Source organism: Streptomyces sp. Alt3, from assembly GCF_030719215.1.
Taxonomy (GTDB): domain Bacteria; phylum Actinomycetota; class Actinomycetes; order Streptomycetales; family Streptomycetaceae; genus Streptomyces; species Streptomyces glycanivorans.
Map to the genome: position 1 here is coordinate 4355899 of NZ_CP120983.1, position 16463 is coordinate 4372361.

The 16463-nt window shown below is 71.0% G+C and carries 16 protein-coding genes; 10 read left to right on the forward strand and 6 right to left on the reverse strand.

Going from position 1 to position 16463, the window contains the following annotated elements:
- Nucleotides 1-14: 14 nt before the first annotated feature.
- Nucleotides 15-1547, reverse strand: coding sequence for a substrate-binding domain-containing protein (locus tag P8A20_RS19205; protein ID WP_147958110.1), 1533 nt, complete (start codon nucleotides 1545-1547; stop codon nucleotides 15-17).
- 266 nt (nucleotides 1548-1813) lie between these two features.
- Here P8A20_RS19205 and P8A20_RS19210 point away from each other — a divergent pair, with 266 nt between their 5' ends.
- Entirely contained in the window at nucleotides 1814-2698 is an 885-nt protein-coding gene (locus tag P8A20_RS19210) for a glycoside hydrolase family 19 protein (protein WP_147958105.1), read from the forward strand.
- Between the two features lie 175 nt (nucleotides 2699-2873).
- On the forward strand, nucleotides 2874-3362 hold the full coding sequence (locus P8A20_RS19215) for a hypothetical protein (RefSeq protein ID WP_306103922.1): 489 nt from the start codon (nucleotides 2874-2876) through the stop codon (nucleotides 3360-3362).
- A gap of 23 nt (nucleotides 3363-3385) precedes the next feature.
- Here P8A20_RS19215 and dnaN read toward each other — a convergent pair whose 3' ends face one another.
- The 4 genes from dnaN to P8A20_RS19235 form a co-directional block, all read right to left on the reverse strand.
- A complete protein-coding gene (dnaN, locus tag P8A20_RS19220) occupies nucleotides 3386-4504 on the reverse strand; it encodes a DNA polymerase III subunit beta (protein WP_306103923.1) in 1119 nt (372 codons plus the stop codon).
- Between the two features lie 129 nt (nucleotides 4505-4633).
- Nucleotides 4634-6361 carry a serine/threonine-protein kinase gene (locus P8A20_RS19225; protein WP_306103924.1) on the reverse strand — a complete coding sequence of 576 codons (1728 nt, stop codon included), beginning with the start codon at nucleotides 6359-6361 and terminating at the stop codon, nucleotides 4634-4636.
- Nucleotides 6362-6464: 103 nt separating this feature from the next.
- The gene (locus P8A20_RS19230; RefSeq protein ID WP_147958730.1) at nucleotides 6465-6959 is read right to left on the reverse strand and encodes a MarR family winged helix-turn-helix transcriptional regulator; all 495 of its coding nucleotides are present in this window, start codon (nucleotides 6957-6959) and stop codon (nucleotides 6465-6467) included.
- Nucleotides 6956-7579: a DJ-1/PfpI family protein gene (locus tag P8A20_RS19235; protein WP_147958731.1), complete on the reverse strand. Its 624-nt coding sequence runs from the start codon at nucleotides 7577-7579 to the stop codon at nucleotides 6956-6958. The genes P8A20_RS19230 and P8A20_RS19235 overlap by 4 nt, the downstream gene beginning before the upstream one ends.
- A gap of 178 nt (nucleotides 7580-7757) precedes the next feature.
- On the opposite strand from P8A20_RS19235, the gene P8A20_RS19240 reads away from it, so the two are divergent.
- The 3 genes from P8A20_RS19240 (at nucleotide 7758) to P8A20_RS19250 (ending at nucleotide 10686) form a co-directional block, all read left to right on the forward strand.
- Complete coding sequence (locus P8A20_RS19240) at nucleotides 7758-9131, forward strand: aspartate aminotransferase family protein (protein WP_147958732.1); 1374 nt, start codon at nucleotides 7758-7760, stop codon at nucleotides 9129-9131.
- 91 nt (nucleotides 9132-9222) lie between these two features.
- The gene (locus P8A20_RS19245) at nucleotides 9223-9936 is read left to right on the forward strand and encodes a GntR family transcriptional regulator (protein WP_147958733.1); all 714 of its coding nucleotides are present in this window, start codon (nucleotides 9223-9225) and stop codon (nucleotides 9934-9936) included.
- Nucleotides 9937-10035: 99 nt separating this feature from the next.
- Entirely contained in the window at nucleotides 10036-10686 is a 651-nt protein-coding gene (locus P8A20_RS19250; protein ID WP_306103925.1) for a putative DNA-mimic protein, read from the forward strand.
- Nucleotides 10687-10790: 104 nt separating this feature from the next.
- Here P8A20_RS19250 and P8A20_RS19255 read toward each other — a convergent pair whose 3' ends face one another.
- A complete protein-coding gene (locus P8A20_RS19255; RefSeq protein WP_147958735.1) occupies nucleotides 10791-11579 on the reverse strand; it encodes an SLATT domain-containing protein in 789 nt (262 codons plus the stop codon).
- 357 nt (nucleotides 11580-11936) lie between these two features.
- Between P8A20_RS19255 and P8A20_RS19260 the strand changes: the two genes are divergently transcribed.
- The 5 genes from P8A20_RS19260 to P8A20_RS19280 all read left to right on the forward strand — a co-directional run bounded on the left by P8A20_RS19260 (nucleotide 11937) and on the right by P8A20_RS19280 (nucleotide 16390).
- Complete coding sequence (locus tag P8A20_RS19260) at nucleotides 11937-12278, forward strand: YbaB/EbfC family nucleoid-associated protein (protein ID WP_147958736.1); 342 nt, start codon at nucleotides 11937-11939, stop codon at nucleotides 12276-12278.
- A gap of 61 nt (nucleotides 12279-12339) precedes the next feature.
- Entirely contained in the window at nucleotides 12340-12939 is a 600-nt protein-coding gene (recR, locus tag P8A20_RS19265; protein ID WP_014155423.1) for a recombination mediator RecR, read from the forward strand.
- Between the two features lie 83 nt (nucleotides 12940-13022).
- A complete protein-coding gene (locus tag P8A20_RS19270; RefSeq protein WP_124277692.1) occupies nucleotides 13023-13682 on the forward strand; it encodes a DUF5063 domain-containing protein in 660 nt (219 codons plus the stop codon).
- A gap of 375 nt (nucleotides 13683-14057) precedes the next feature.
- Nucleotides 14058-15329: an aspartate kinase gene (locus tag P8A20_RS19275; RefSeq protein WP_147958737.1), complete on the forward strand. Its 1272-nt coding sequence runs from the start codon at nucleotides 14058-14060 to the stop codon at nucleotides 15327-15329.
- On the forward strand, nucleotides 15326-16390 hold the full coding sequence (locus P8A20_RS19280; RefSeq protein WP_147958738.1) for an aspartate-semialdehyde dehydrogenase: 1065 nt from the start codon (nucleotides 15326-15328) through the stop codon (nucleotides 16388-16390). Before P8A20_RS19275 ends, P8A20_RS19280 begins: the two co-directional genes overlap by 4 nt.
- Nucleotides 16391-16463: the final 73 nt, after the last annotated feature.

Genomic DNA, 16463 nt, shown 5'->3' on the forward strand with positions numbered 1-16463 from the left:
GTCCTGCCGCGGGTTCAGTCCTCCCCGCAGAGCCGCATCCCCTTCGGGGTGGCGCACGGCAGGTGGCCGTTGGTGCGCATGATCTCCTCGCCGTAGTTGTCCAGGTAGTTCAGGAAGCCGGCGACCAGGGAGTTCGCGGGAGGCGATCCGTAGGTGTACGCGTACTCGATCTCCCGGTACGGGTAGCTGCTGGTGTCGATCGTGTCCACGGACGGCGTGATGCCGTCGATGGACACGCGGTGCGCCCCGTCGGGGACCTCGCCGCCCCGCAGTTCGGTGTAGCCGATCGCCCCGTCCAGCTCGGCGACCTCGGCCAGGACCTGGTCCGTGCCGTCGAGTTCGCAGCGGAGCACCGGGGCGTCGGCGTAGTCCTTGGTGACGCAGTCGCGGGAGGACGTGGCGAGTTCGTTGGCGTCGAGCACCCGGCGCTGGAAGACCTCGCGGGTACCGGAGTTGGCGTCCCGGCTGACGAGCCGGATCTCCAGGTCGGGGCCGCCGGGGATCTGGTTCCAGTTGCGGATCTCGCCGCGGTGGATGCGTCTGATCCGGTCGAGCGAGAGGTCGGTCACCGGCACCGAGTCGTTGACGACGAGGGAGAACAGCGAGATCGCGACCCGCTTCTCGCGCAGTTGCGTGAGCGCGGCCGGCCTGGGGCCGTCGGACAGGGCGATCATGGACGGGGAACCGACGGAGCCGGCCTCGCCGCCCAGCGCGTCGAGCTTCCGCACCCCGGCATTGCTGCCGTGGACGTCCAGACGGATCGTGGCGCCCTCGCACTCCTCCTCGTACTTCTTCCTCAGCTCCTCCAGGACCGGCTTGAACGCCGTGGATCCGGTGACCGTGAGGGTGCCGGCCGCGCAGTCCATCGGGGGCGGGGAGTCGTCCCGGACGACGATGATCCCGGCGAGCGTGACGACGCAGGCGGTGAGCGCCACGGTGACGATCCTGGCAGCGGGGCCGAACAGCGGGGGCTTCTCGTCCGGGCGGGCGGCCTTGTTCCGCGCCACCGCGCCGTCCCTGATGCCTCCGGTGACCTTGATCGGGCCGCCCACGTGCGAACCGGTGAGCAGCACCAGGAGCTTGAAGTGCTCGTTGCGGTTGAGCGGCACGCGCGGCAGCCGGATGACCGAGCCCTGGTGCCGCAGCCCGGCGGCGGGGGTGAAGTGGTCCATCAGGTGATCGGCGTCCGGTGAATGGGTCACGGCGATCCCGCGGACCGTTCGCCCCGTGAACTCCGCCGTCAGCCCGTGGAGTTCACCGCGCCCCGTGTAGTCCTCGTCGGCGATCGACTGAGAGCCGTCGTTCTCGACGCGCAGCAGGACGAGCGTGGCGTCGGCCATGTCCGGGGTCTCGTCGAAGAGCCCCATCCGCACGTTGGCCCGTCCCTGGCTGACCTCACTGCCGATGGGGGTGTCCATCTGCACGCGGTAGCCGATGCGCTTGCGGCGGGGGACCCGGCGTTCGTACCAGAGCACTCCCGCCGAGGTCAGGACGCCCAGGACGGCGGTGAGGAGCGCGACGACGTTCTCCGGGCTGAACCACTCCATGCTCCTCGTGCTCCCCCGTGGGTGAGGTGGGCCGGACGGCGTCACCGTACGGGCGGGGAGGGGGAGGTGGGGGCGCCTCCGGATAGCTTCGGGAGAAGTTCGTCCTGCGTTCAACAAGGCTGCCTGGAGCCGGAGTTGGGAACTCGTCGCCGAGGGGCGAGTTCTGGTCTAGACCTTGACAGGTCCAGACCATCGACGCTTGAGTTGGTGCAACCCCCCATGGCGGCGCACGCTCGGCGCGGGCGCCGCGACGAAGGAGTGATCACGTGGCCAAACGTGTCATGAGCCTGATTGCCGCGCTGGGCGCGGTCATCGCGATGTTCGTCTTCCTCCCCGCCTCCTCCGCTTCGGCCGCCGCCTGCGCCCCCGCGTGGAACGCCTCCTCCGTCTACGTGGGCGGAGGTTCGGCCTCGTACAACGGGCACAACTGGTCCGCGAAGTGGTGGACGCAGAACGAGCGCCCCGGCACGGCCGACGTCTGGGCCGACCAGGGCAGTTGCGGGTCCGGCGGCACGGAGGAGCCGAACCCCACGGGCTTCGTCGTGAGCGAGTCCCAGTTCAACCAGATGTTCCCGAGCCGGAACTCCTTCTACACCTACAGCGGCCTCACCGCCGCGCTGAGCGCCTACCCCGGCTTCGCCAACACCGGCAGCGACACGGTCAAGAAGCAGGAGGCGGCGGCGTTCCTCGCCAACGTCAGCCATGAGACCGGCGGCCTCGTGCACATCGTCGAGCAGAACACGGCGAACTACCCGCACTACTGCGACACCAGCCAGTCGTACGGCTGCCCCGCCGGACAGGCCGCCTACTACGGCCGTGGCCCGATCCAGCTGAGCTGGAACTTCAACTACAAGGCCGCCGGTGACGCGCTGGGCATCGACCTGCTCGGCAACCCCTGGCAGGTGGAGCAGAACGCGTCCGTGGCCTGGAAGACCGGGCTCTGGTACTGGAACACCCAGTCCGGCCCCGGCACCATGACGCCGCACAACGCCATCGTCAACGGTGCCGGCTTCGGTGAGACCATCCGGTCCATCAACGGCAGCATCGAGTGCAACGGCGGCAACCCCGCCCAGGTGCAGAGCCGCATCGACAAGTACCAGGCGTTCGTCCAGATCCTGGGCACCACGCCCGGCTCGAACCTGAGCTGCTGAGCCCGGCCCCACCCCGGGGAGAGGGGGCGCGCCCGGCAGCGGCCGGACGCGCCCCCGTTTCGCGTCCCCGTTTCGCACCTCCGTTTCGCGCGTCCGGCAGCAGGCCGGCGCCTCCGCCGGCCCCGGCGCGTCCCCGATTCGTGCTTCGGCACGGGGGTTGGCAGGATCACCCACCATGGACACGGACAGCACCGGAAACCCGCCCGCGACCACCGCGGACCGCCTCGCCCGGATCGACGACGTCCTGACGCTGCCCTTCCCCGAGGGGGAGGAGAGCGAGGACAGCGGTGCGCGCAGCAGCGGACCCGGACACCACCTGCTGATCCTGCGGGCGAGCCAGGACTTCTGGGACGACCGTTCCCCCGAGGTCGTCGAGCCCGCGGAGCAGGAGATCGAGGTCGAGTTCAGCGCTCTGGCGACCGCGCTGAGCGAGCGGTGGGGCGAGCCGGAGACCGTCGACCTCTGGCCCTTCCTGGAGCGGGACGACGACGCGGGCGCCGCCCCGGAACCGATCGGGCAGCTCTGCAACCTGGCGGGCAGCATGCAGGTCTGGCGTGTGCCCGGGGGAACGCGGTGGCTGGGTCTCGCCGTCGGACAGGCCGACCCCGAATTCCCCATCTGGCTGCTGGCCGCGGTCGGGGAGTCGGCGACCCTTCCGGGGTGAGACCGGGCCCTGGACGGGGGTGGTCAGAGCAGTGACGGCTTCACCGACATCAGCAGGTGCTGGTGGGTGGGCGTGCCCGCACCCTCCCCGCCGGTGATCATCGCGCGCTGTCCCGGCCCCATCAGCATCATCCTCACCGTCGCGTCCTCGAAGGAGGACAAGGCGTCCGTCAGATAAGCCGGGTTGAAGGCCACCGTCATCTCCGCGGCGCCGTCGAAGGCAGCGGGAATCCGCTGCGAGGCCACGTCGTCCTCGAACCCCGCCTGCAGCAGTGCGGAGCCGTCCGGCCCGGGGGAGAAGGTCATCTGCAGCGGGCTCCCGCCGTCCGCGACCACGGAGACCCGCTTGACGGCCTCCACCAGACTCGCCCGGTCCAGCACCGCGACTGCGGGGTCCGCCAGTGCGAACAGCTTGTCGTGACGCGGCAGTCTGCCGTCCAGCAGCCGCACCGTCGTGCGCGTCCCGGCGTGCTCGAAGCCGGCCGAGCCCCCGTCCACGGAGACGTCGACCTGTCCGGACCTGCCGAGCGACCTGGCGATCTCGGTCAGCCGGCGGGCCGACACGACGACGTCGGCCGCCACGTCCGGCGACTTCGCCTCGAACGGCAGCGTGCGCACCGCGAAGCGGTACCGGTCCGTGGCCGCCAGCGTCATCGTGGAGCCGTCCAGGCCGAGACGGATACCGGTGAGTGTCGGCAGTGTGTCGTCCCGTCCCGCGGCCACCGCCACCTGGGCGACCGCCGCGCCGAACTCCCCGGCGTCCACCGCCCCGCACACGTCCGGCAGCGGCGGCAGCGCCGGGTAGTCGTCGAGGGGAAGGACCGAGAGGCCGAAGCGGGAGCCGTCTCCGGTGACCGTGAGACGTGAGCCCTCCACCACGCACTCCACGGGCCCCTCGGGCAGCACCTTGCAGATGTCGAGCAGCCGCCGCCCCATGACCAGCACCTTCCCCGGCCGGACGGTGTGTGCCTCCGTCTCCACGCGCGCGGAGGCCTCGAAGTCCAGCCCGGACACCCGGAGCCGGCCCGAGTCCGCGTCGAGGAGGAGCCCGCCGAGGACGGGAACGGGCGAGCGCGCGGGCAGCACCCGGGCGGCCCGCGAGACGGCATCGGTCAGTGCGCCACGTTCCATGCGGAATTCCACGGCAGGGTGCCTCTCGTCCGGCGTGCGTCACGGTCGGGACGAACGCTAGGCGGAGCCACTGACAATCGGGTGCGGACCGGCGACAGCGACCGCGGTCCGGGCCCGCACGGCCCTCACCCCGCGGCTGCCTCAGCCCGTCTTCGTGTACGTCAGGCTCTCGCCGGAGGAAGCGATCTCACGGCGAAGGCTGCCGTCGGGCAGCAGCGTCAGGATGGTGGGTTTCCCCGGGCTGCACGAGGTCAAGGGCTCGCCCTCGGTGATCCGTGAGGCCCCGACGCGGACGGACTCCTCCGAGGAGGACGCGCTCTCCAGGTCGGCCTGGAACACGCAGCGGTAGGAACCTCCGGTGTCGAGCGGGCCCTCGGCGGTGAGGGTCAGCACGCTCTCGCCCACCTCGCCCTGCCGGACGACGAGTTGCCGGGTGGACGTGCCCTCTCCGCCGACCTGCGCGGACCAGGTCCCCAGGAGTCCGGAAGGGACCGTGCCGTCGGCGTTCTTGCCGTCGTGCTCCGTGTCGTCCTTACCCGTGCCGCCCTCGGACGTTCCGCCGGTGGAGGATGCCGTCGAGCCCACGCTCTGCGTGAAGGCGTAGACGCCCCAGCCCGCCCCCGCGGCGACGAGCAGCGCCACGGCGACCAGCAGCAGGGTCGAGCCCGCTCCGCGGCGGCGCGCGGGTACGGGCGGGGCGAAGGTGGCCGCCTGGCCGTGCGGGGGCGTGGGGTTGTAGCCGTATCCGTAGGCGGGAGCCTGGGGCCGGGGGTACCCGTACGCGTGCTGCGGCGGAGGGACCGGGTGCGGCGCGGGCGGGCCGACCCGGGTGGGGGCCTGGTGCGCGGCTGCGGGCTGCTGGGCGGCGGGAGGCGTGGGCGCGGGCGGTGCCGTTCGCGGGGGCTGCTCCGGGCCGCCCTGCTCCGGACCGTGCTCCTCCGGGTCCTCGGAGTCCAGCAGTTCCACGGCGTGCCGGCCCAACTGGGCGATCAGCGCACCGGGCAGCCACGGCTCCGTCGTGTCCGCGTCGCCCAGCCGCTCCAGGACGGCTTCCGGCGAGGGGCGCGCGGCAGGGTCCTTCTCGAGGCAGTCCCGGATGACGTCGACCAGGTCGGCGGGCACTCCGTCGAGGTCCGGATCCTCCTGCGCGATCCGGTACATCAGGGCGTGGATGCTGCTGTCCGACGCACCGAACGGCTGCCGTCCGGTCGCCGCGTAGGCGAGCACGGAGCCCAGGCAGAACACGTCGCACGCGGTCGTCACGCGTTCGCCCCGCACCTGCTCGGGCGCCATGAAGCCCGGTGAGCCGATCATCGCGCCGGTGCGCGTGAGTCCTCCGTCCGCGACGGTGTCCAGAGCCCGGGCGATGCCGAAGTCGATGACCCGGGGGCCGTCGATCGTCACCAGGACGTTGGACGGTTTCAGGTCGCGGTGGATCAGCCCGGCACGGTGGATGTCCTGGATGGCCCCGGCGAGCCCGGTGCCCAGGATCCGGACCGAGCGTCCGGGGAGCGGACCGTACGCCCCGGACTCGGCCACCGGGGCGCCCGGGCGGCCCGAGACGATGCGGTGGAGCGAGGGGCCGGCGACGTAACCGGTGGCCACCCACGGCACCGCGGCGTCCACTCCGGCGTCGAGCACCGGTGCGGTCCAGGCACCGCCGACCTTCCGGGCGGCCTGCACCTCCGCCCGGAAACGGTCGCGGAAATGCTGCTGTTCGGCCAGCTCGGGGCGGACCAGCTTGATGGCGACGGTGCGGCCCCGGTCCGAGCGGGCCAGGAACACCTGGCCCATCCCGCCGGCGCCGAGCCGCCCCAACAACCGGTAGCTGCCGATGCGTTGCGGATCGCCGGAGCCCAGCTTCTCCATGGTGCGCTTCCTCCCCGTACCGGCTGTGTCGGGCCGTGGGTCGAGGATAGCGGCGGACCTGCGCCTCGGCCGCCCGCGGTCCCGTGGGGGCCGGCCGGTCCGGTCATCCCCGGGAGGATTCCGGTGGCTGTCCGGCCGGGGACGTCAGGGCGTCCATGGCGGCCGAGAGCCGTTCCAGCACCTGGACGGTACGCGCGAACTCCTCCTCGCCCAGTTCCCCGGCCAGCCGCTCCGCGAACTCGGTGTGGGCGGGGTCGATCCGGCCCACCGCCGCCCTGCCCTCCGGGGTCGGCCGGAGCAGTTTGGCCCGCCGGTGGGCAGGGTTCGTGACGTACTCGGCGAGGCCCTGGCCCACCAGCAGATCGGCGATCCGCTGCACGCTCTGCCGGGTGATCCCCATCGCACGGGCGATCCCGGCCACGGGGAGCGGCTCGCCCAGGACAGCGCCGAGGACCTGCCACCGCGCCGCGGTGAGGCCGACGGGAGAGGCCAGTTCCTCGGCGACGGACAGGAACCGGCCGTTGAGGCGGAACACCCCGATCGCGGTACGGCTGAACCGGTCCGGGTTGTCCGCGCTTCCGGCGCCCGTCGCACTCATCCTTCGAGCACCTCGTAGGCGCTGGCGTCCGAGTCGTGGAAGAGCCGGTACCAGGCGTCCAGCTTCTCCGCCTCGAACACCCCGAGGAGCCCGAAGATCTCGCGGGCGAAGGCGACCGGCTCGGTCGGCCCCGCCGTGACGAGCGCGCCACGGGACGCCCCACCGGCGTCGTCCCCGGAGTCCGTCACCGCGTCCGCCTCCACGTAGCGCGCACCTCCCGCGTACCCCGTGGCCGCGAGGTAGAAGGAGACGGCGCTCGTGTGGGCGCGGTCGTCGAGGAGCCCCTCCCGGGCCAGCCCCGCGGTCGCCCCGCAGATCGCCGCCACGGGTGTACCGGCCTCCAGGAAGGTCCGCGCCGCACGGGCGAACGGGGCCAGGGTGTCGCCGGTGTCCCACAGGGAAGCGCCCGTGAGGAGGAGCAACGCGCTGTCGCCGGGGTCCAGTTCGTCGAGCGTGAGGTCCGGCACGAGGCGCAGTCCCCCCATGGTGGTGACGGGCGCCGCGGTGAGGCCGACGGTCCGCACGGTGTAGCCGTGCCCGGTGAGCTGGGCCGTCGTGAAGCCCGGTTCCCAGTCGGCGAAGGTGTCGTAGACAGCCAGGTGGACGGTCGTGCGGGTCATGGTGACCTCCGGTGGCGAAGCACGGATCCCTATGACAGAAGGCTGCCATTGATGACAGCATGCTGTCAATTGTTCGGCCTGTTCCCGGGAGGGAACCCGACACCCTGCCGAGCCGGGCGGCCCGCGCCGTACACAGTGGTCATGGAGATCGGCCGTGACGGCCGCATACGCTCGCCGCATGAGCCCCGATGCCCCTCGCGCCCCGTACACCGACCCCGCAGCGGGCGCGGCCGTGAAGGCCGCCGACCGCGCGCACGTGTTCCACTCCTGGTCCGCCCAGGGCCTGATCGACCCGCTCGCCGTCGCCGGCGCCGAGGGGGCGTACTTCTGGGATTACGACGGCAACCGCTACCTGGACCTCACCAGCGGTCTCGTCTTCACCAACATCGGATACCAGCATCCCGTCGTGGTCGCCGCGATCCAGGAACAGGCCGGAAAACTGGCCACGTTCGCACCGGCCTTCGCCATCGAGGCGCGCTCCGAGGCGGCCCGTCTCATCGCCGAGCGCACCCCGGGTGACCTGGACAAGATCTTCTTCACCAACGGCGGTGCGGAAGCCGTCGAGAACGCCGTCCGGATGGCCCGTCTGCACACCGGACGCCACAAGGTGCTCTCCGCCTACCGCTCGTACCACGGAGCGACCGCCACCGCGATCAACCTCACCGGTGACCCGCGCCGCTGGGCGTCCGACACCGGGTCCGCGGGAGTCGTCCGCTTCTGGGCGCCGTTCCTCTACCGCTCGCCGTTCTACGCGCGGACCGAGGCGGAGGAGTGCGCCCGCGCGCTCCAGCACCTCGAGGACACGCTGGCCTTCGAGGGTCCCGCCACCGTCGCCGCCGTCGTCCTGGAGACGATCCCCGGCACCGCGGGCATCATGACCCCGCCGCCCGGCTACCTCGCGGGAGTCCGTGAGATCTGCGACCGGCACGGGATCGTCTTCGTCCTGGACGAGGTGATGGCCGGCTTCGGGCGCACCGGGAAGTGGTTCGCCGCCGACCACCACGACGTCGTGCCGGACCTCATGACGTTCGCGAAGGGCGTCAACTCCGGCTACGTACCGCTCGGCGGTGTCGCGATCAACGCCGAGATCGCCGCCACCTTCGACACCCGCCCCTACCCCGGCGGACTCACGTACTCCGGCCACCCGCTGGCCTGTGCCGCGGCCGTCGCCACGATCGAGGTGATGGAGGACGAGAAGATCGTCGAGGGTGCCGCGCACCTCGGTGAGCACGTCCTCGGCCCCGGCCTGCGCGAGCTCGCCGAGCGCCACCCGTCCGTCGGCGAGGTGCGGGGGCTCGGCGCGTTCTGGGCGCTGGAGCTGGTCCGTGACAGGGAGACCAGGGAGCCCCTGGTCCCGTACAACGCGACGGGTGAGGCCAACGCCCCGATGGCGGCCTTCGGCGCGGCCTGCAAGAAGAACGGCCTCTGGCCGTTCATCAACATGAACCGCACCCACGTCGTCCCCGCCTGCAACATCACCGAGGCCGAGGCCAAGGAGGGCCTCGCGGCCCTGGACACGGCCCTCTCGGTCGCCGACGAGTACACGGTGTAGACGCCCTCGGACGCGACGCCCTCCCCCGTGCCCGGAACCGGGCACCTGACCTGGCTTATGGTGACCCAAGCCGAGAACGGGAGGGGGCGTCATGGGTGCGGGCGGAGGCGTGACCCGCAGTACGCTGCGGCAGCAGATCGCCGACGCATTGCGTGACGAGGTCCTCGCGGGGCGTATGCAGCCACGGGTGGAGTTCACCGTCAAGCAGATCGCCGAGCAGTACGGGGTGTCGGCGACCCCCGTACGCGAGGCGCTGTTCGACCTGAGCGCCCAGGGCTTGCTCGAATCCGACCAGCACCGAGGCTTCCGGGTCCGCGAATTCACCGTCGCCGACTACCGGTCGATGGTCGAGGCCCGCGCCCTGGTCATAGACGGGGTGTTCCGCGGGATCTTCGACGGGACCGGATCCGCGCCCACCGTGCCGGCCGCCCACCTCCCCGCCCTCGTCTCCGTACGCCGCCGGGCCGAGGAGGCCACCCGGGCCGCGCTCAGCGGCGACCTCGACATCCTCATCGGCTACGACCTGAGGTTCTGGCGGGAGCTCGGCGCGGTCATCGGCAACCCCTACATCAACGACTTCCTGCAACGGCTCCGGATGCAGGCGTGGATCTTCGCCGTCCCGTACCTCCGGGGCGACGCCGACGTGTGCGACTGGCTGTGGAACGGCCACCGGGAGCTGGTGGAGGCGATCACGGCCGCGGACGGCCCCGCCGTACGCGCGGTGCTGGACGCCTACTACGCGCACGGAATGGACTGGGCGGACAGGCTGGCCGCCGGCAACCCCCCGCACCCGGGCCACAGCTGAGCGCCGGGAGGCCCGGGGCACCCCGCACCCTGTGCGCGGGGTCCCGGCCGCATTACGCTGTCCCGACCATCGCACGAACCCGTTGGAGAGCGAGACTTCGTGGCCTGTGACCTGTGGCTGGTCCCCCTCGTCGATGTGCTGTGCCACAGCCCCGACAACCCGTTCGCCGAAGAGATCGCCGTCTACGACAAGGCGTTGACCGAGGCGGGGCTGCCGCCCGTGCCCGTCTACGCCTACATGCCAGGACTCACCGGGGACGTCGCCCCGGTCGCGGGCTTCGACTACGACGCCCTGCACTTCCTGCGCCGCGCCTACCTGCTCCAGCTGAGCGGCCTCGCGGTCACACCCGTCGACGAACTCGGCGGGGACTACGAGCAGTTGCTGGAGATGTTCGAGCAGAGCGCGCAGGAGTCGCACCTGGTGTGGCACTACGACCACGCCGGGGCGTACGTCCCGGTGGACTTCCCCCGTCCGCTCTCCGACGACCAGCTCCTGGAGGGCGGTGGCCCGCTGGGTTCCTCCCACGGTCTGCTGCGCGAGCTGGAGTTCGTCGCCCCGTCCATCGGGATCGACCCGGCCAACCCGCCGGCCGCTCCCGTGCCGCCGGCCGGCCCGACCACGCTGGAGGAACCGGCCGCCCCGGTTCCGTACGACAACAGCCCCTTCGCCCGGGAGCGGCACGTCTGGCTGGGCCTGCACGCGGCTGCCACCCGCAGCCTCGCGCAGGGCTCGATGATCATCTTCAGCTGAGGCCTGGTCCACCGCCCCGCTCCGCCCGGGCCGCCCCGCTCCGGTTCTCCGGCGGGGCGGCTCCGAACTTCGGAGGCCTTGGCCTCAGCGGGGCGGCTCCGGCCTCAGCGGGGCGGCTCCGGTGGACGCTGGCGCGGCATGTTCGGACGCGCCACGGCGGGCATGGTGAACCGGCCGGGCGCGGACCCGGGCTCCGGACGGCCGCCCGGCCCGCCCGTCACCAGCGACTGCATCCCCATGGGCGCGGGCCCGGCCCGGAACTCCACCATCCAGTCCGCCGTCTCCATCCGGACGAGCTCGGTGATGTCCTCCGAGAACCGGCGCAGCACCCCCAGGCACCGCTCCGCGGCCTCGCTGGCGGTGCCCTCCGTGGGCCCGAGCACCTCGCGGACGCATTCCGAGGACCAGTCGAACTGGAGCACCTGGAGGCGCCGCTGCACGGCCTGTGCCGTCGCGAGGTTCCTTATCCAGCCGGAGGTCAGTCCGAAGTACCGGTCGCACGCCATGCAGGCAGCGCCCAGCAGGAGCGACAGATAGCCCCAGCCCGCCGATCCGTGCAGCTCCCCGGTGAGGTCGAGCAGGGGGAGCGCCGCACCGGCGACCACTCCCGCCGCGGTACCGACCCGCAGCAGTCTGGCCGTACGCCGCTTACGGATGCGGTCGCGCAGGTACCAGTCGGCGGTCTCGATCGCGCCGGCCTCGACCCAGCGGTACAGCTCGTCGAGCCGTTCGGCCGGTTCGCCCCAGTCGCCGAGAGGGAAGGCGCGACCGGTCAGATCCCGGGGGCTCGAAACGTAGCGCGAACCGGAAGGCTCGGTTCCGGTGCCTGCACCGGATCCCGCGCCTGACTCCTTGCGGGGCGGCCCCTCGGGCTGCATCTCCGGCTGACTCACCGGGGCACTCCTCTGCACTCTGCGCTCGGCGCGTGTCGACACGGATCGGCACGGTCTCGGTCATGGAGGGGGCGGATCCGGCATATGACCGGGCCCCCACTGTGTAACTCTGCGTTACCCTCAGCATGCGTACGGGTACGGAAACGCATCCTCTTCCTACCGCCGAATGGTGGGCCGCGGGGTCGAAATCGCTGGATTCCCGGGTGTGCACGGCCTCTGGTCAGGTATAGGAACACGGCAGGGGCTATTCAGAACTCACCCGAAAGAGTTGGTCGCCTGCGGGTGGGGCACGGCGTCCGGCGAACACGTAGGCTCGGCATACCGAAACAATCCGTCGTCGAAATGCCAGGAGTGACCGTGATTCCCGGTGGTGGCCAGCCCAACATGCAGCAGCTGCTCCAGCAGGCCCAGAAGATGCAGCAGGACCTTGCCGTGGCCCAGGAGGAGCTGGCCAGGACCGAGGTCGAAGGACAGGCGGGCGGCGGTCTCGTGAAGGCCACCGTGACCGGCTCCGGCGAGCTCCGCGCCCTGGTGATCGACCCGAGCGCGGTGGACCCGGAGGACACGGAGACACTGGCCGACCTCGTGGTCGCCGCGGTCCAGGCGGCGAACGAGAACGCGCAGCAGCTCCAGCAGCAGAAGCTGGGCCCGCTGGCCCAGGGCCTCGGCGGCGGGGGCATGCCGGGTCTCCCGTTCTGACCCCTGTAGCTACCCGGGCGTACCGGCTACGGTACGAGCAGGAAAAAGGAAAGGCGTTCCGTTGTACGAAGGCGTTGTTCAGGAGCTGATCGACGAGCTGGGCAGGCTGCCGGGCGTCGGTCCCAAGAGCGCGCAGCGGATCGCCTTCCACGTCCTGCAGGCCGAGCCCACCGATGTGCGCCGTCTGGCCCACGCCCTGCTCGAGGTCAAGGACAAGGTCCGGTTCTGCGAGATCTGCGGCAATGTCGCGCAGCAGGAGCAGTGCGGGATCTGCCGTGACGCGCGCCGCGACCGCTCGGTCATCTGTGTGGTCGAGGAGCCCAAGGACGTCGTCGCGATCGAGCGGACCCGCGAATTCCGCGGCCGCTACCACGTGCTGGGCGGCGCCATCAGCCCCATCGAGGGCGTCGGACCCGACGATCTGCGCATCCGGGAGCTGCTGGCCCGGCTCGCGGACGGCTCCATCACGGAGCTCATCCTGGCGACGGACCCCAACCTGGAGGGCGAGGCCACCGCGACGTACCTCGCCCGGATGGTCAAGCCGATGGGCCTGCGGGTCACGCGGCTGGCCAGCGGGCTGCCCGTCGGCGGCGACCTGGAGTACGCCGACGAGGTCACCCTCGGCCGCGCCTTCGAGGGAAGGCGGCTGCTCGATGTGTGACCCGTCATCTCACCGCGGCTTTACACGTGGTGGCGTTATGTTCTACCCACCGTTCGCGACCGTGCCCACGGGAGGTCCCCTCGATGTCTGACGCCACGCTGAACTCCGTCACGCAGGACCCGGACGACTTCGCCGTCCAGATCGCGGACCAGATCAAGACGTTCATCGTCGCGGTGACCGAGGTGTCGAAGGCCGAGGAGCCCGAGGAGGCAGTCCCGGTCCTGCTCCTCCAGGTCTCGCAGCTCCTGCTGGCCGGCGGAAGGCTCGGCGCCTACGAGGACATCCTCCCGGACGAGCGCTACGAGCCTGACCTGGGCGCCGAACCGGACGCCGACGGGCTGCGTGAGCGCTTCGCGGAGCTCCTGGAGCCCATCGACGTCTACTCCGAGGTCTTCGACCCGTACGAGCCGCGCAAGGCCCCCGTGCCCCACCGCATCTCCGACGACCTGGCCGATCTGGTCACGGACCTAGGACACGGCCTCGCGCACTACGAGGCGGACCGCACGGCGGAGGCCATGTGGTGGTGGCAGTTCTCGTACTTCTCCAACTGGGGCTCCACCGCCTCGGCGGCCCTGCGCGCACTCCAGTCGCTGATCGCCCACATCCGGCTGAACCAGCCGCTCCAGGAGCTCGACGGCCTGGACACGGACCAGGACCCGGGTGACGGTGATCTGGCCGAGGAGGCTGGGCGTGTGATGGCCGAGGAGATCGCCGGGCCCCTGGGACTGCGCCCGGTCCTGTAACGGCCCGGGGCCCGTGCGCCCGGATCCGGGGCAGCCACCGCGCCCCCTTCCGGGGCCCTCGGTCCCACGAACGGTCGTGTGCCTCCCGGCTTCCGCGCCCCGCGTTCTCCCGGTGTCCCCGAGGGTGCGCGGCGCCTCCGCACCCCCGTGTCCGCCGCGTCGTCCGTGTCCGCTGTGCGGCCTGCGACCGTTGTGTCCTGGGCCACAAAGAGGCTTGCGGTCCGACAGAAGAGGGCAGCAGCCCGGTACGAGCAGTTCGGGACGGCGCTCGTGCCGGGTGGTGGGCGGGACATCTCATCATCCGGTACCGACGGGTCGATTCCGGACTGCTCGTTAAACTGAGCCGACCGCACCATTATTGAGCGAGGAGCGCACGTGGGCCTTGTCGTGCAGAAGTACGGAGGCTCCTCCGTAGCCGATGCCGAAGGCATCAAGCGTGTTGCCAAGCGAGTCGTCGACGCCAAGAAGAACGGCAACCAGGTGGTTGTCGTGGTGTCCGCGATGGGCGACACGACGGACGAGTTGATCGATCTCGCCGAGCAGGTATCCCCGATGCCTGCCGGGCGTGAGTTCGACATGCTGCTGACCGCCGGAGAGCGGATCTCCATGGCCCTTCTGGCGATGGCGATCAAAAACCTGGGCCACGAGGCACAGTCGTTCACGGGCAGCCAGGCCGGTGTCATCACCGACTCGGTCCACAACAAGGCGCGCATCATCGATGTCACGCCCGGGCGCATCCGGACCTCGATCGACGAGGGCAACATCGCCATCGTCGCCGGGTTCCAGGGTGTGAGCCAGGAGGGCAAGAACATCACGACCCTCGGTCGCGGTGGCTCCGACACGACCGCTGTCGCGCTGGCCGCCGCGCTGGACGCGGAGGTCTGTGAGATCTACACCGATGTGGACGGTGTCTTCACCGCCGACCCCCGGGTCGTGAAGAAGGCCCGGAAGATCGACTGGATCTCCTTCGAGGACATGCTGGAGCTGGCGGCGTCCGGCTCCAAGGTGCTGCTGCACCGCTGCGTCGAGTACGCACGCCGTTACAACATCCCGATCCACGTCCGTTCGTCCTTCTCCGGACTGCGCGGCACCTGGGTCAGCAACGAGCCGCAAGGGGACCAGCAGGTGGAGCACGCCATCATCTCCGGAGTCGCCCACGACGTCTCCGAAGCCAAGGTCACGGTCGTCGGCGTTCCCGACAAGCCGGGCGAGGCCGCCGCGATCTTCCGCGCCATCGCGGACGCGGAGATCAACATGGACATGGTGGTGCAGAACGTCTCCGCCGCGTCGACCGGCCTGACGGACATCACGTTCACGCTGCCCAAGGCCGAGGGCCGCAAGGCCATCGACGCCCTGGAGCGCAACCGCGCCGGCATAGGGTTCGAGTCCCTGCGTTACGACGACCAGATCGCCAAGATCTCCCTCGTCGGCGCGGGCATGAAGACCAACCCGGGGGTCACCGCGGGCTTCTTCGAGGCGCTGTCGAACGTCGGTGTGAACATCGAGCTGATCTCGACGTCCGAGATCCGCATCTCGGTGGTCACCCGTGCCGACGACGTCAACGAGGCCGTGCGCGCCGTGCACACCGCCTTCGGCCTCGACAGCGACTCGGACGAGGCCGTCGTCTACGGGGGCAGCGGCCGATGACAGGGCGCCGCCCTTCGCTCGCGGTCGTCGGTGCGACCGGGGCGATCGGTGGCGTCATGCTCCAGATCCTTTCGCAGCACGCGGATGTCTGGGGCGAGGTCAGACTGATCGCCTCCTCGCGCGCGGCCGGCACCAAGCTGGTCGTGCGCGGCGAGGAGGCCGAGGTCCTCGCGCTCTCCGAGGACGTGTTCGACGGGGTGGACGTTGCCCTGTTCCTGACGCCGGACGAGGTGTCCGCACAGTGGGGTCCGGTCGCCGCCGCCCGGGGCGCGGTGGTCGTGGACGACTCGGCGGCCTTCCGGCTCGACGACGACGTCCCCCTCGTCGTCCCCGAGATCAACCCCCATGCCGTGCGGCGCAGGCCGCGCGGCATCGTCGCGTCCCCGAACTGTACGACGCTGTCGCTGATCGTCGCGGTCGGTGCCCTGCACGCCGAGTTCGGCCTGCGGGAGCTGATCGTCTCGTCCTACCAGGCGGTGAGCGGCGAGGGGAACGACGGTGTCGCCGTGCTCCGCGAGCAGCTCGCCCTGGTGGCGGGTACGGAGCTGGGCACACGTCCCGGGGACGTCCGCCGGGCACTGGGTGACGGTGACAAGAGCCCCTTCGCCGCTCCCGTGGCGCTGAACGTGGTGCCGTGGGCCGGGACCGACGCCGGCGACGGCTGGTCGTCCGAGGAGCTGGCGATCCGGGCGGAGTGCCGGAAGGTCCTCGGTCTGCCGGACCTGAAGGTGACGGCGACCTGCGTGTACGTGCCCGTGGTCGCGGCGCACTCCATGTCCGTGCACGCCCGCTTCGAGAACGAGGTGGACGTGGCCCGGGCGCACGAGGTCCTGGCGACCGCGCCCGGGGTGGTGCTCTTCGACAGTCCGGCCGCCGGCGACTTCCCCACCCCTGCCGACGTCGTGGGCACCGATCCCACCTGGGTGGGCCGGGTGCGGCAGTCGATGGACGATCCACATGCCGTCGAAATGTTCATCTGCGGCGATAATCTCCGAAAAGGCACAGCTCTCAATGTGGCCCAGATCGCCGAATCGGTGGCCGGGGAATTTCCTCGTACCTGATCGAATCTGTTTTGTAGGATCTGTGTGCGCCCTGTGGGTAACTTGCCAGTCGGAACCCCTTGAGCTGGGGCGT

What these genes read in the sequence shown, in the direction of transcription:
- P8A20_RS19205 (WP_147958110.1), bottom strand. Translation starts at nt 1,547, where the DNA reads ATGGAGTGGTTCAGCCCGGAGAACGTCGTCGCGCTCCTCACCGCCGTC.
- P8A20_RS19215 (WP_306103922.1), top strand. Translation starts at nt 2,874, where the DNA reads ATGGACACGGACAGCACCGGAAACCCGCCCGCGACCACCGCGGACCGC.
- P8A20_RS19225 (WP_306103924.1), bottom strand. Translation starts at nt 6,361, where the DNA reads ATGGAGAAGCTGGGCTCCGGCGATCCGCAACGCATCGGCAGCTACCGG.
- P8A20_RS19230 (WP_147958730.1), bottom strand. Translation starts at nt 6,959, where the DNA reads ATGAGTGCGACGGGCGCCGGAAGCGCGGACAACCCGGACCGGTTCAGC.
- P8A20_RS19235 (WP_147958731.1), bottom strand. Translation starts at nt 7,579, where the DNA reads ATGACCCGCACGACCGTCCACCTGGCTGTCTACGACACCTTCGCCGAC.
- P8A20_RS19240 (WP_147958732.1), top strand. Translation starts at nt 7,758, where the DNA reads ATGAGCCCCGATGCCCCTCGCGCCCCGTACACCGACCCCGCAGCGGGC.
- P8A20_RS19245 (WP_147958733.1), top strand. Translation starts at nt 9,223, where the DNA reads ATGGGTGCGGGCGGAGGCGTGACCCGCAGTACGCTGCGGCAGCAGATC.
- P8A20_RS19270 (WP_124277692.1), top strand. Translation starts at nt 13,023, where the DNA reads ATGTCTGACGCCACGCTGAACTCCGTCACGCAGGACCCGGACGACTTC.
- P8A20_RS19280 (WP_147958738.1), top strand. Translation starts at nt 15,326, where the DNA reads ATGACAGGGCGCCGCCCTTCGCTCGCGGTCGTCGGTGCGACCGGGGCG.